Annotated in this window: 6 protein-coding genes; 3 read left to right on the plus strand and 3 right to left on the minus strand. The window is 73.7% G+C overall.

Going from position 1 to position 14,761, the window contains the following annotated elements; genetic code table 11:
• The first annotated feature begins 11 nt into the window (after positions 1-11).
• The 3 genes from VO99_RS08895 (at position 12) to VO99_RS08905 (ending at position 10,477) form a co-directional block, all read left to right on the plus strand.
• Positions 12-2,633 carry a DUF11 domain-containing protein gene (locus VO99_RS08895; protein ID WP_046112492.1) on the plus strand — a complete coding sequence of 874 codons (2,622 nt, stop codon included), beginning with the start codon at positions 12-14 and terminating at the stop codon, positions 2,631-2,633.
• Positions 2,634-2,837: 204 nt separating this feature from the next.
• Positions 2,838-7,706, plus strand: a complete 4,869-nt coding sequence (locus VO99_RS08900; RefSeq protein WP_046112493.1) for a DUF11 domain-containing protein — start codon at positions 2,838-2,840, stop codon at positions 7,704-7,706.
• Between the two features lie 47 nt (positions 7,707-7,753).
• Positions 7,754-10,477, plus strand: a complete 2,724-nt coding sequence (locus VO99_RS08905) for a DUF11 domain-containing protein (RefSeq protein ID WP_046112494.1) — start codon at positions 7,754-7,756, stop codon at positions 10,475-10,477.
• An 18-nt stretch (positions 10,478-10,495) separates the two neighbouring features.
• On the opposite strand, the gene gudD is transcribed toward VO99_RS08905, so the two are convergent.
• The 3 genes from gudD to VO99_RS08920 form a co-directional block, all read right to left on the minus strand.
• On the minus strand, positions 10,496-11,830 hold the full coding sequence (gene gudD, locus VO99_RS08910) for a glucarate dehydratase (protein ID WP_046112495.1): 1,335 nt from the start codon (positions 11,828-11,830) through the stop codon (positions 10,496-10,498).
• Between the two features lie 16 nt (positions 11,831-11,846).
• On the minus strand, positions 11,847-12,827 hold the full coding sequence (locus tag VO99_RS08915) for a Bug family tripartite tricarboxylate transporter substrate binding protein (RefSeq protein ID WP_046112496.1): 981 nt from the start codon (positions 12,825-12,827) through the stop codon (positions 11,847-11,849).
• A gap of 121 nt (positions 12,828-12,948) precedes the next feature.
• Entirely contained in the window at positions 12,949-14,664 is a 1,716-nt protein-coding gene (locus VO99_RS08920) for an FAD-dependent oxidoreductase (protein ID WP_083440462.1), read from the minus strand.
• Positions 14,665-14,761 lie beyond the last annotated feature (97 nt).

Genomic DNA, 14,761 nt, shown 5'->3' on the forward strand with positions numbered 1-14,761 from the left:
AGGAACCCGAGATGAGCTGGATCCAATTCCTGCGCCGCGCGCTGGGCGACGTGGCGGCGCTGTGGCTGGTGGGCCTGCTGGCCCTGTGCCTGGGCCACGAGGCCGGCGCCGCGGCCCCCGCCGGCATCACCATCGGCAACCAGGCCACGGCCACCTACTCCGACGGTGGCAGCGTCACCCGCACCGTCACCTCCAACACCGTGCTTACCACGGTGCAGCAGGTGGCCAGCGTCAGCTTGGCGGCCAACGCGGCCAAGACGGTGTCGGTCGGCGGCCAGGTGGTGTATGCCCACACCCTGGTCAACACTGGCAACGGGCCCGACAGCTTCAGCCTGGCCGGCGTGCAGAGCGGCAGCCTGGCCTTCGCCAGCCTGCAGTTCTTTGCCGACGCCAACGGAGACGGCGTGCCCGACAACGCCACGCCCATCACCAGCACCGGCACGCTGACCATGGGCCAGGCGGTGCATTTCGTGGCGGTGGGCAGCGTGCCGTCGTCGGCCGTCTCGGGCAACGTGAATGCGCTGGTGATCACCGCCAGCAGCAGCCTCACGCCCGGCGCCCAGGCGGCGGTGACCGACACCACCACCGTCACCGGGCAGGCGGTGCTCAGCGTCACGCAGGCGCTGGACGTCACCGCCGGGCCATCGCCATCGGCCGGCCGCATCATCACCATCACCTACTCCAACACCGGCAACACCGCCGCAGGCAGCCTGCTGCTGACCGAGGCCCTGCCCGCCGGCATGCAGTACGTGCCCGGCAGCGCACGCTGGAGTTCCACTGGCGCCACGGTGCTCACCGATGCGGATGCGGCCGACAACCAGTCCGGCATCGTCTACGACTTCGGCGCGACGCTGGGCAACCGGGTCACCGCCACCATCGCCTCGGTGCCGGCAGGTGCCACCGGCACGCTGAGCTTCCGGGTGGACATCGCACCCGGCCTGCCCGCCGGCGCGCTGCCGGCCACCGCCGCCACCGTGCGCTACGGCTACCACGACGGCGCGGTGCTGCTGCCGCCGGCCGCCGCCAACACGGTGCAGTACCGGGTGCAGGCCGGCGCCGCGCTCACCTTCAGCGGCAGCACCGTCACCGCCGTGCCACAGGGCGGCGTGGTGCAGTTCACCGACCTGGTCACCAACACCGGCAATGCGGTGGACAGCTTCGACCTGGCCACCTTGAGCAGCAACTTCCCGGCCGGCACCACCTTCCAGTTCTTCCAGCCCGGCGGCCTGACGCCGCTGCTGGACACCAACGGCAACCAGTCGCCCGACACCGGCCCGCTGACCCCCGGCGCCAGCCTGGCGATCGTGGTCCGGGCCACCCTGCCGCCCGGCGCCAGCGGCGGCCCCTATGCCATGGTGGCGCAGGCCACCTCGGGCAACGACACGGCGGTGAAGGCCACCGCCACCAACACCCTGCAGGCTGTGAGCAGCAGCGGCGTCGACCTCAGCAACAACAGCACCGCGCCCACCGCGCCCGGCCACGGCCCGGGCCTGGAGCCCGCGCCGGTGCTGCTGCTGCCGGCCGCGCCCGGCGCCACCGTGCGCTTCACGCTGGTGGCCGCCAACGGCGCCAGCGTGGCCGACAGCTACCAGCTGCAGGCCAGCACCGACCCCAGCTTCGCCACCCGCGTGCTGCCCGCGGGCTGGAGCGTGGTGTTCAAGCGGGCCGATGGCGCCGTGGTGGACAACACCGGCATGGTGGCCAGCGGCGGCCAGGCCACCGTGCATGCCGACGTGACCCTGCCCTCCGGTGCCCTGCCCGGCACCACCGCGCTGTATTTCCGCGTGGTCTCGCCCACCACCGGCGCTGCAGACCGGCTGCACGACGCGGTGGTGGTGGGCCTGCAGCGCGGCCTGGCCTTGACGCCCGACCACAGCGGCCAGGCCACGGCCGGGGGCACCATCGTCTACAGCCACATGCTGGTGAACACCGGCGGTGCGCTGGAAGGCGACGGCGTGGCCGGCAACGTGCCGCTGACGGTGGCCAACAGCGCCCCCGGCTTCAGCGCCGTGCTGCACTGGGACCGCAACAACAACGGCGTGCTCGATCCCGCCGACCCGGTGGTCACCGACCTGTCGCAACTCAGCGGCGGCAGCAACGGCGCCAGCACCGCCGCCGGCCTGGACGCCGGCGAGAGCGTGCGCCTGCTGGTCAAGGTGACCACGCCGGCCGGTGCGGCGGCAGGCACCGCCAATACCACCACCGTCACCGCGGCGGCGGTGGGTGCGCTGGCCGGCGTGGCGGCGCCCGCCGCGGCGGTGGCCACCTCGGCCACCACCGTGATCAGCTCCCACGTGACGCTGCTCAAGCAGCAGGCGCTGGACGCCAACTGCGACGGCACGCCCGAGGGCCCGTACGCGGTGGCCCCCATCACCGCCGGTGCCCAGCCAGGCATGTGCCTGCGCTACGAGGTGACGGCCACCAACGCCGGCCCGGTGGCCGTGACCGACCTGGTGCTCAGCGACGCCGTGCCGGCCTACACCGTCTACAGCGCCACGCTGGCGGCCAGCGGCAGCAGCGGCACCATCACCGCGCCGGCCGACGGCAGCGCCGGCCTCGTGCAGGTGGCGGTCGCTTCGCTGGCCCCGGGCCAGTCGGTGGTGCTGCGCTTCGGCGTGCGCATCCTGCCCTGACGGCAGGCGAGCGGCGGCGGCTGATGAGGCTCCGGACCCAGGCCGCGGCGCTGGCGGCCCTGCTGGCGTGCGCGCTGGCGGGCACCGCTCCGGCCCACGGCCGCCACGTGGAGGCGGCGGCGCATGCCGACTACACCGACGGCCAGGGCCAGGCCCGCAGCGCGCTGGTGTCCAACCGGGTGATGGCGATGCTGGCCGCGCCAAGTGCGCGGGTGCGCTTTCACCGATGCCAGCTTCAGCCGCGTGGCCGGCAGCGTGGGCCTGAACCAGCGCATCTACCTGCAGGCCGAGGCACCCTCCTGCAACACCAGCAGCGGTGCCGATGCGGTTCAGTTGCAGCTGTTCTCGCAAGGCCTGCAGCGGGGCGGGCCGATCGAGGCGATGGAGACCGCCAGCGGCTCCGGCGTGTTCCGCGGCTGGACCGACGGCAGCGCGGTGATGGTGGACGACACCCTGTCGGCCACGCTGCAGGGCTGCAGGGTGCAGGCCGAGGCCCGCACGCTGGTGGAGCCGGCCGGCATCGTGTTCGACAGCGAGGCCGACAGCCCGCTGGGCGGCGTGCGGGTGCGGCTGATCGACGTGGATGGCGTGGGCAATGGCGGCCAGCCCGGCGCGCCGGCGCAGGTGCTGGCGCACGACGGCGTGAGCCCCGCGCCCAGCGAGACCACCACCGCGCCGGACGGCCGCTTCAGCTTCCCGCAGGTGGTGCCCGGGCGGTATGCGCTGCAGCTGCAGGCGGCCGCCCACAGCTACCCGGCCAAGGCGGATGCGGCTGCGGCCAGCCGCCGCCGGCTGCATGCCCAGGCCTCCTACGGCGCGGTGTTCGAGGTGCACGCCGATGGCATGACGCCGCTGGTGGACGTGCCGCTGGACCCCCTGCCGCGCGTGCTGCGGGTGCAGCTCAGCGCCTCGCGAGCCGTGGCCGAGGTGGCCGAATCGGTGGTGTACACCGCCACCGTGCGCAATGCGGGCGATGCACCGCTGGACGGCGTGCGGCTGCAAGCCCGTCTGCCCACCGGCTTTGCCTACGTACCCGGCAGCCTGCGGGCCAGCGGCGTCAGCGCCACGCCGCCCGAGCCCGGGCCTGGCCCGCTACTGCAGTGGCCGCTCGGCGCCATGGCCCCCGGCAGCAGCCAGACCTTCACCTACCGCGCCTTGATCGGCGCCCTCGCCTTGCAGGGTGACGGCCGCCATGCGCTGCAGGCCACGGCCGAGCAGCCCGGGCCCACCCGCAGCAATACGGCGCGGGTGCGGGTGGAGGTGCAGCCCGGCGTGTTCACCGACCAGGCCATGGTGCTGGGCCGCGTGTTCGCCGACTGCAATGCCAACGGCCTGGCCGACGACGGCGAGCCGGGCGTGCCGGGTGTGCGCCTGGTGCTGCAGGACGGCACCCGCGTGAGCACCGATGGTGCCGGCCGCTACAGCCTCTATGGCCTGCGCGCGCGCACCCAGGTGCTGAAGATCGACCGCACCAGCCTGCCCGCCGGCACCCAGCCGCTGGCCACCGAGGCCCGCCATGCCGGCGACGGCGGCAGCCGCTTCCTCGACCCGCGGCCCGGCGAGCTGCAGCGGGCCGACTTTCCGCTGTCCGGCTGCAGCCCGGCGCTGCAGCCAGTGCTGGCCACCCGCTTAGCCGCACAGAACGCAGCGGACGAGCTGGACGCCGCCCTGCGCAGCGAGCTGACGCCCGATGGCCAGCCCCGTGCACCGGTCGACCGGCGCGCCCTGCCCGCCGCCGGCGTGGTGGGCCTGGGCGCCGTGGCGCCGGAAGCCCTCGCCCCGGTCACGGCCGCGCAGCCGGCGGTGGCTGCCCGGGCGCCGCTCGATGACGACATCCCGGCCCAGGCCGATGCCGACACCTTGCAAGCCCTGGCCGAGCGCCTGGACCCCGCACCCGGCTTCATCGACCTGCAGGATGGCCAAGCCGTGGCCGGCCGCACGCTGCTGCTGCGGGTGAAGCTGCGCGCCGGCGCCTTGCTGGCGCTGCAGGTCAATGGCGTGCCGGTGCCGGAGCAGCGCATCGGCGAGCGTGTGCTGCATGCGGCCCGCGCCATCGAGCTGCGCGAATACGTGGGCGTGCAGCTGCAGCCCGGCACCAACGAGCTGCTGCTCACCGAGACCGATGCCTTTGGCAACGAACGAGCGCGCCAATCCCTCGTGGTGCGGGCCCCCGGCGCGCCGGCCCGGCTGCAGCTGGAGGCACCGGCCGGCGCCCTGCGGGCCGATGGCGGGCTGCTGCCGCTGGCGTTGTCGGTGCTGGATGCCGAAGGCCTGCCGGTGAGCGGCCGCCATGCCGTCACGCTGCAGGCCAGCCATGGCTACTGGGCGCTGGCCGACCTGGACGCCGCCACGCCGGGCGTGCAGGCCTTCATCGACGGCGGCCAGGCCACGCTGGCGCTGCAGGCTCCTGCCGAGGCCGGCGAGGCCGAGCTGCTGGTGCAGATTGGCGGGCTGCAGCAACGGCTGCGGCTGCCGTTCGTGCCGACGCTGCGGCCGCTGCTGGCGGTGGGCCTGGTGGAAGGCACGTTGGACCTGCGCCGCCTGGGCGCCGGTGCGCTGCGGCCGGCCAGCGCCGACGACGGCTTCGCCCAGGCGCTGCAGGCGCAGGCCGCCGACGAACGCAGCGGCGGCCGCGCTGCCCTCTACCTTAAAGGACAGGTGCGTGGCGACGCGCTGCTGACCCTCGCCTACGACAGCGACAAGCGCAGCCAGGAACGCCTGTTCCGCGACATCCAGCCCGATGCCTTCTACCCGGTGTATGGCGATGCCTCGGTCAAGGGCTTCGATGCGCAGTCCACCGGCGCGCTGTACGTCAAGCTGGAGCGCGGCGGCTCGTCGGTGCTCTATGGCGACTTCAACAGCCAGCCGATGCAGCAGCCGGCGCGCCAGCTGGCCGCCTACCAGCGCAGCCTCACCGGCCTGCGGCTGCAGCATGAGCAGGGCGCGCTGCGCGGCAGTGCCTTTGCCAGCCGGGACAACGCCCGCCAGCAGGTGATCGAGCTGCGCGGCAACGGCACCTCCGGCCCCTACGCGCTGCGGCTGGCCGGCCTGCCACGCGCCAATGGCGAGCAGCTGGAGGTGCTGGTGCGCGACCGCCACCAGCCATCGCTGGTGCTGCGCCGCACGCCGCTGCAGCGCTTCGTCGACTACGACTTCGATGCCTTCGGCGCCACCGTGCTGCTGCGCACGCCGCTGCCCAGCCTGGATGCGGACCTGAACCCCCTGTTCCTGCGCGTGACGCTGGAGGTGGAGCAAGGCGGGCCTGCCTTCACCGTGGCCGGGGTGGAAGCGCGGCTGGCAGTGGGCGAGCAGGCGCAGGTGGGCGGCACGGTGGTGCGCGACTGGAATCCGCTGGCGCCGTTCCAGATGGCAGGGTTGCACGGCAGCGTGGGGCTGGGCCCGAACACTCAGCTGCTGGCCGAGGCGGCCCGCACCCGCAGCCAGGCCGACGACATCGGCCTGGGCCTGCCGACCGGGCAAGACACTGCCGACGACGGCCGCCGCAGCGGCGATGCCGCCCGCCTGGAGCTGCAGCACCAGGGCCCGCAGCTGCAGCTGCGCGCGCATGTCGGCCGCAGCCAGCAGGGTTTCGACAATGCCTCCGCCACGCTGAGCGCCGGCCGCAGCGAGGCCGGCGTCAAAGCCGCCTGGGCGCTGGATGCCCGCACCCGGCTGCTGGCCGAGCTGCTCCACACCGCCGATGCGAGCAGCGATGCGCAGCGGCACGGCATGCTGGCCGGCATCGAGCGCAGCCTGGACCACCAGATGAAGCTCGAGGTCGGGGCCCGCCATGTGGAGGCACGGGGCGCGGCGATGACCGGCGACGGCACCGCGCCGCAGGACACACGCACGCAGACCGTGCGCGCCAAGCTCTCCGGCGCGCTGCCGGTGCTCGCCGGTGCCACCGCCTTCCTGGAAGCCGAGCAGGACGTGCACGACGCCCGCCGCCGCCTGCTGGCCGTGGGCGGCGACCTGGCGCTGCCGCACCAGGCGAGGCTGTATGCCCGGCATGAGCTGGTGTCCTCCCTCACCGGGCCCTATGCGCTGGATGCGACGCAGCGCCGCCACAGCACGCTGCTGGGCATCGACGCGCCGGCCGGTGGCGAGGGCCGCGGCTTCGGTGAGTACCGCGCGCGGGATGCGCTGAGCGGCCGCGAGGCCGAGGCCGCCATCGGCCTGCGCAACCGCTGGCCGCTGGCCGAAGGGCTGCGGCTGGACACCAGCCTGGAGCGCGTGCATCCGCTGGCCGGCGGCGGCACGCCCGCCGCCGCCAGCCCCGCCTCCACCGCTGCCACCGCGGCCACCGCCGCCGTGGCCTACACCGCCAGCCCGCTGTGGAAGGGCACCGCGCGGCTGGAGTGGCGCCGTGCCGCGGGCGGCGACGGCCTGCTGGGCTCGCTGGGCCTGGCCCGCAAGCTGTCGCAGGACTGGACGCTGCTGGGCCGCCTGGTGCATGCGCAATCCGCACGCGGCGCCGAGGCGGGCAGCGCGCAGCCGCAGCGGCTTCAGCAGCGCCTGCAGCTGGGGGCCGCCTATCGCCAGACCGGCGCACGCCCGCTGGACGCGCTGGCCCGCTATGAATTCAAGCGCGAGCAGGGCCTGGCCGCCGGCAGCCTGCCAGCCACCGACCCCGCCGTCGCGGGCCCCGCAGCGCAAGCGTCGGCTGAGCGCAGCGCCCACAGCCTCTCGGTGCATGCGGCGCGGCAGCTGTCGCGCGATTGGGTGCTCAGCGGGCACTACGCCGCCAAGCATGCGCAGGAGCAGGTGGACGGCCGGCGGCTGCAGGCGAACGCCCAGCGCATCGGCGGCCGCGTGAGCTGGAGCTTTGCGCCGCGCTGGGACGCCAGCCTGGCCGGCAGCATGCTGGGCGATGCCCGGCTGAACCAGCGCGCCACCGCCGTGGGAGGCGAGCTGGGCTGGCAGCTGCAGGACAACCTGTGGCTGTCGGTCGGCCACAACCTGCGCGGCTTCCACGACCGCGACCTGTCGGGTGCCGACACCACCCGCCGCGGCAGCTACCTCAAGCTGCGTTTCAAGTTCGACGAGCGGCTGCTGGCCGCAGGGGAATCCTGATGCCGGCCGCGGCCCCTCACCGCCCTCCACACGCCGGTTCCCGACGCTTGCGGCATGGCCTGCGCCTGGCGTTGCCGCTGTGGCTGCTGCCCTGGCTGCTGTGCCTGGCGCTGCTCTCCCCGCCGGCCCAGGCCTGCGCCGATGGCGGCTGCGTGTCGGCCGGCCCGCGGCTGGCCAGCATCAGCAGCACGCGCGCGGTGCTGCTCAACGGCCTGCTCGGCCAGCTCGCCGGCAGCAGCGTGAACCTGGGCGTGGCCGACTGGCAGGCCCTGGCCAGCGGCGAGCTGAACCTGCTGCCAGTGCTGGGCGCGCTGCAGGCGCAGCTGGGCGTGTCCTCGCCCACCACCGCCCTGCACAGCAGCATCGGCCTGGGCCAGGTGCTGGCCGCTGCCGCCAGCGCCGCCACCGCCAGCGGCCACACCGGCGTGGCCGCGGCACTCGGTGCACTGCAGCCTCAGCTGGCGCTGGCGGCCGGCACGCTGCGGCTGGGCGACCTGCTGGTGACCGATGGCGGCCTGGGCGAGACACGCATCAACGCCCTGGCGCTGGTGACAGGGGCGGTGCAGCTCTACAACCACCGCAACCTGTTGACCACGCCGGTGCCGGTGGGCCTGTCGGGCAGCGCGCTGGGGCTGGGCGGGCTGGTGCAGGGCGTGCAGCTGCAGGCCCAGGTGCTGGAGCCGCCCACCTACGTGTGCGGGCCGGCCGGCACCGGCTTCCACAGCGCGGCCATGCGGGTGAAACTGGGCATCGACCTGCTGGCACTCAACATCCACACCGGCATGCTCACCGCGTTGGTCGGCGTCTCGTCGGCCAGCCTGCAGCTGAGCCACCTCGACCTGTATGTGGAAGTGGCCCGTGCCGACGGCCTGCTGACCGCGGTGGACGCGGTGGCTGGCGCGCTCACGGTGCAGGCCACGCCCGGCGTCGCCGACCTGTACCTGGGCGTGATCCCGGATGCGCTCTTCTTCAACCGCAGCCGTGCCGTCAACCCAGCCACCGACCTGCAGCCGGGCGTGGTGGGGGCGTTGAAGATCAATGCGCTGAACGTGGCGGTGACGGCCAAGGGCAGCGCCCGCGGTCAGGCGCCTTCGGCCACGCCGCTGGCCTTCAGCGGCCCTTATCCGCAGACCCGCACCGCCTCCACCGGCGCCGGCTTCGCCCATGCGCTGGTGGGCTCGCTGGTGGGCTCGCTCAGCGTGGGCGTGAGCCCCGGCCTGGGCCTGCTGGACGCGGTGGTGCTGCCGGTGTTGCGCACCCTAGTGCAGGGCGCGGTGTCGCCGCTGCTGGGCCAGCTGCTGGGCGGCCTGGTGGACCCGTTGCTGGAACTGCTGGGCCTGCGGCTGGGCGAGGTGGACGTGACCGCCGGCGGTGCCTTCCGGGTATGCAGCCTGGCCGGCAGCGTGTATGCCGATGCCGACCACGACGCCCGTCGCGGCCCGGCAGAGGCCGGCACCGGGCTGGCGCTGTACGCCAAGCTGGTGCCGGCCACCCGGCCCGCCGGCCCGGCACAGGCAGTGGCGATGGTGGACGCCGCCACCGGCCGCTACAGCTTCGGCTCGGTCGGCGTGGGCAGCTACCAGGTGGTGATCAACGGCAGCAGCGCCGCGGCCAGCGTGGCGCCGGCGGTGCCGGCGGGCTGGCTGGGCACCGAGGCGCCCGGGTTCGTGCGCTCGCTCACCCTGGCCACCGACCTGGCCGACCAGCACTTCGGCGCCTTCCACGGCAGCACCGTGGCAGGCCGGGTGCACCAGGACACCGGCGACGGCGGCGGCACGCCGCACAACGGGCTGCGCGACGGCACCGAGACCGCCCTGCCCGGCCGCACCCTTCGATTGCTGAACACGGGCAGCCCGGCGGAGATCGCCCGCGCCACCAGCGCCGCCGATGGCAGCTACCTGCTGTGGCTGCCTGCCGCCGCGGCCGGCGCGGTGCAGGTGGCCTCGGTGGGCAGTGCGGCCTGGGTGCCGGTGGGCGGATCGGCCGGCAACACCGGCGGCGCCTATGCCCTGCCGGCCGATGCCACCACCTTTGTGGCCGCCAGCGGTCAGCGTTATGCGGGCGTCGACTTCGCGATGGTGCCGGCCAGCCGCTTCGACACCGAAGGCCAGCAGGCCGGGCCGCCCGGCACGGTGATGTTCTTCGGGCACCGCTTCGTGGCGGGCACGGCCGGGCTGCTGAGCTTCAGCACCCAGCTGGGCCCGGCGGACGGTTCCAGCCCGAGCGTGGTGCTGCATGCCGATGCGGACTGCAACCAGCGCATCGAAGCCGATGAACCCGTGCTGGCCGCGCCGCTGACGGTGGTGGCCGGCCAGCCGGTGTGCCTGGTGGCGCGGCTGTCGGTGCCGGCGCAGGCGGTGCCCGGCAGCCGCTATGCGCTCACCGTGACCGCGCGGCTGGCGTATGCGCAGCACAACCTGGTGGGTGAGCACCTGCGCGCCGACCTGGCGCTGGTGACCGACGGCAGCGATGCCGCACTGCGGCTGAGCAAGCAGGTGGACAAGGCGCTGGCCGCCAGCGGCGACACCCTGACCTACAGCATCGCCTATGTGAACCAGGGCAGCGCCGCGCTGCAGGCAGTGCGGCTGCATGACCGCACCCCGGCCTGGACACGCTTCGTCAGCGCCGACTGCGGGCCGCAGCCGGTGGCGGCCTGCAGCGTGGTGGCCATGCCGCCGGTGGGCGGCGAAGGCGCGGTGGAATGGCGGCTGGACAGCCCGCTGGCACCTGCCGCGCAGGGCAGCGTGCGCCTGACGGTGCGGGTGCAGTAGCCAGGCGGGCGCCGGCCTTCAACGGTCCAGCGCCGGCCGCTTCGGATTGAAGGTCCAGCCGGGGATCAGGTACTGCATCGCCACTGCGTCGTCGCGCGCGCCCAGCCCGTGCTGCAGGTACAGCTGGTGGGCCTTCTCCACCTCCACCATGTCCAGCGTCACGCCCAGGCCGGGCTGCTTCGGCACCTGCACCAGGCCGCCGCGGATCTGGAGCGGGTCGGTGGTCAGGCGCTGGCCGTCCTGCCAGATCCAGTGGGTGTCGATGGCCGTCACGTTGCCCGGCGCCGCCGCGGCCACGTGGGTGAACATCGCCAGCGACACGTCGAAGTGATTGTTGGAATGCGAGCCCCAGGTCAGGCCCCAGTCGCGGCAGGTCTGGGCCACGCGCACGCTGCCGGCCATCGTCCAGAAATGCGGGTCGGCCAGCGGGATGTCCACCGACTGCAGCGCCAGCGCATGGCTGAGCTGCCGCCAGTCGGTGGCGATCATGTTGGTGGCGGTGGGCAGGCCGGTGGCGCGGCGGAACTCGGCCATCACCTCGCGGCCGGAGAAGCCTTCTTCCGCGCCGCAGGGGTCCTCGGCATAGGCCACCACGCCGCGCATGTCGCGCATCAGGCGGATGGCGTCCTTCAGCAGCCAGCCGCCGTTCGGGTCCAGCGTCACGCGGGCGTTCGGAAAGCGCTCGTGCAGCGCGCGAATGGCCTCGATCTCTTCTTCCGCCCGCAGCGCGCCGCCCTTCAACTTGAAGTCGTTGAAGCCGTAGCGCTGGTAGGCGGCTTCGGCCAGCTTCACCACCGCCTCGGGCGTCATCGCCGGCTCATGGCGCAGGCGCTGCCAGTCGTCGTCGGCGTCGGGCTGGCTGTCGTACGGCAGGTCGGTCCTGGACTTGTCGCCGATGAAGAAGAGGTAGCCCAGCATCTCCACCGCATCGCGCTGCTGGCCTTCGCCGAGCAGGGCCGCCACCGGCAGGCCCAGGTGCTGGCCCAGCAGGTCGAGCATGGCCGATTCCACCGCCGTGACGGCATGGATGGTGGTGCGCAGGTCGAAGGTCTGCAGCCCGCGGCCGCCGGCATCGCGGTCGGCGAAGGCCTGCTGCAGCGTGCGCAGCAGCCCGGCATGGCTGCCCACCGGCTGGCCCACCACCAGCGGGCGGGCGTCTTCGAGCGTCTGGCGGATCTTCTCGCCGCCGGGCACCTCGCCCACGCCGGTGCGCCCGGCGCTGTCGGTGAGGATCAGCAGGTTGCGGGTGAAGAACGGGCCGTGCGCGCCGCTGAGGTTCAGCAGCATGCTGTCGCGGCCTGCGACGGGGATCACGCGCAGGGCGGTGATGGTGGGGGTGGAAGAGAGCGTCATCGTGTTTGCCTTCGGCTCAATCCGCGGTGATCTTGCCGGTCTCGATGACCTTCTTCCAGCGCGCGAACTCGCGCTGCTGGAATTCGGCGAACTGCGCCGGCGTGTTGGCCACGATCTCCAGGCCCACCGCGGTGAACTGCTGGCGGGTCTGCGGCTCGTTCAGCGCGGCCACCACTGCCTCGTGCATGCGGTTGCGCACCTCGGGCGGCAGGCCCTTGGGGCCCAGCACCGCCTGCCAGGAATACACGTCCACGTTCTTAACGCCGGCCTCGGCCATCGTGGGCACGTCGGGCAGCACCGCGGCGCGCTGGGTGCCGGTGACGGCCAGCGCGCGCAGCTTGCCGGCGCGGATGTGCTGCAGCACCGCATTGACGTTCTGGAACGAGGCATCCACCTGGCCGCCCAGCAGGTCCGAGATGGCCGGGCCGCCGCCCTTGTACGGGATGTGCAGGCCGCGGGTGCCGGTTTCCTGCCAGAACAGCTCGGCGGTCAGGTGGTCGCTGGAGCCGTTGCCCGAGGAGGCGAAGGTCATCTTGTCAGGCTGCGCCTTCTGCTGCGCCACCACGTCGGCCAGCGTCTTGTGCGGCGAAGCCACCGGCACCACCAGCACATTGGGCGCCTGCACCGCCACGGTGATGGGATCGAAGTCCTTCAGCGCGTCGTACGGCATGCTCTTGATGAGGTGCGGCGCGATCACCAGCGGCCCCAGCGAGGTGACGAGGAATGTGCTGCCGTCCGGTGCCGCACGCTTGACGCCACCCGCGCCGATGGTGCCGGTGGCGCCCGCCTTGTTGTCCACCACGAAGGTCTGGTTCAGGCTCTTGCCGAGCGAGGCGGCCAGCGCGCGGGCGATGGTGTCGGTGGAGCCGCCGGGCGGGAACGGCACCAGCAGCGTCACCGGCTTGGAAGGCCAGGTCGCCGGCTGTGCCAGGGCGCCCGCAGCGGAAGCCAGCGCGAGGGCGGTACCCAGCGCCATCGAGGTCAGCAGTCGCTTCATGAATCGTCTCCTTGGTCTGCGATGGCGCGATGTTATCGTTATCACACGCTGCAAAGTTGTGGCGACTACCTAGAAGACAGTTAACGGTAACCCGGCACGCCGGGCGACCGGGCATGTGCCCTCAAGCCGCCGCCGCGGTCGCGGCCAGGTGCTGGTGGATGGCCGCCACCACCGCCGCGCCCTCGCCGATGGCGCCGCCCACCCGCTTGACCGAGCCGGACCGCACGTCGCCCACTGCGAACACGCCCGGCACGCTGGCCGCCAGCGGCGAAGGCGCGCCGCCCTGGCCGGTGAGCACGAAGCCATGCGCATCCAGCGCCACGCCGCAGCCGGCCAGCCAGCGGGTTTCCGGCTCGGCGCCCACGAACAGGAACACGCCACGCACCTCGCGGGTGGTGGCTTCGCCGCTGTCGCGGTGGCGCCAGCTGGCGGCCTTCAGGCCCTGTGACTCGTCGCCGTGCAGGCCGGTGAGCTCGGTGCGCGTCAGCAGCTCGATGCGTGGCGACGCCGCGATGCGGTCGATCAGGTAGCGCGACATCGTCGCCGCCAGGCCCGGCCCGCGCACCAGCATGAACACCCGGGAGGCATGCTGCGACAGGAACACCGCCGCCTGCCCGGCCGAGTTGCCGCCGCCCACCAGTGCCACCTCGGCCTGTGCGCAACCGCGCGCTTTCAGCGCGGAGGCCCAGTACGACACGCCGCGGCCTTCGAACTGCGCCAGGCCCGGCACCTCCGGCCGGCGGTAGCGCGCGCCGCTGGCGATCACCACCGTGCGGCTGCGCAGCAGCCGGCCGTCGGTCAGGCGGATGGCCAGCGGTGCGCCGGGGTGGCCGGGGCCGGCACAGTCCAGCGCGGCGGCCTCGGCCGGAATCAGCATCTCGGCGCCGAATTTCTGCGCCTGCACGAAGGCCCGGCCCGCCAGTGCCTGGCCGGAGATGCCGGTGGGAAAGCCCAGGTAGTTCTCGATGCGGGCGCTGGCACCGGCCTGGCCGCCGTGGGCGCGGCAGTCCAGCACCGCCACCCGCAGGCCTTCGGAGGCGGCATACACCGCAGTGGCCAGGCCGGCCGGGCCGGCGCCGACGATGGCCACGTCGTAGTCGTCGTCGAACTCGGCCGTGCCCACCATGCCCAGGCAGCGCGCCAGCCCGGCCTCGCCGGGGTTCACCAGCACCGCGCCGTTGGGGCACACCACCACCACGTCGCCCGGGCCGGCGTCGTACTGGCGCACCAGGGCGGCCGCCACCGCATCGTCCGCCGGGTCCACCGCATGGTGGGGCTGGCCGTTGCGCGCCAGGAAGCCCTGCAGCTGCAGCAGCAGGTGGCCGCCGGGCGAGCCGATGAGCACCGGGCCGCTGCCACCCGACTCGATCAGCGCCACCCGGCGCAGGATCAGGGCGCGCACCAGGCGCTCGCCCAGGTCGGCCTCCGCGATGATCAGGGCGCGCAGCTGCTCTGGCGGAATCAGCAGCGCCTCCACCTCGCTCAGCGCGTGGCCGTCCACCAGCGCCGGCCGGCCCGAGAGCTGGCCCACCTCGGCCAGGAACTGGCCGCGGCCCTGGGTGGCCACCGGCGTCACCCGGCCGAGGCCGTCGCGCTGGGTGATGGCCACCTCGCCCGACAGCAGCACGAACATGCCCGGCCCGGGCTCGCCCGCGGCAAACAGACGGCTGCCGGCGGCATGCCGCTGCAGCCGGCCGAAGCGGGCGATGCGCTCCAGCTCCTCGTCGGTAAGCGTTGGAAACATCTGGGCCTGGCGGCCGTGCAGCGCGCTGTAGGGCGTGAACGGTGCATCGGCGACGGGGTCGGCGGCGGGCTCGGCGGGCGGGCGGTCGGCCATGGAGGGCTCCCGGTACGGCTGGGATGGGATGCGACCAGCTTACCAATGCGCGGCGGCGCGTCCGCGGGCTCGGTGTTTGCCGACCCGCGCCCAACGG

Source organism: Aquincola tertiaricarbonis (genome assembly GCF_000969605.1).
Lineage (GTDB): Bacteria > Pseudomonadota > Gammaproteobacteria > Burkholderiales > Burkholderiaceae_C > Aquincola > Aquincola tertiaricarbonis.

Bases quoted from the DNA above. Each gene is read 5' to 3' on its own strand.
- VO99_RS08895 (WP_046112492.1), top strand. From the start codon at position 12: ATGAGCTGGATCCAATTCCTGCGCCGCGCGCTGGGCGACGTGGCGGCG.
- gudD (WP_046112495.1), bottom strand. From the start codon at position 11,830: ATGACGCTCTCTTCCACCCCCACCATCACCGCCCTGCGCGTGATCCCC.
- VO99_RS08915 (WP_046112496.1), bottom strand. From the start codon at position 12,827: ATGAAGCGACTGCTGACCTCGATGGCGCTGGGTACCGCCCTCGCGCTG.
- VO99_RS08920 (WP_083440462.1), bottom strand. From the start codon at position 14,664: ATGGCCGACCGCCCGCCCGCCGAGCCCGCCGCCGACCCCGTCGCCGAT.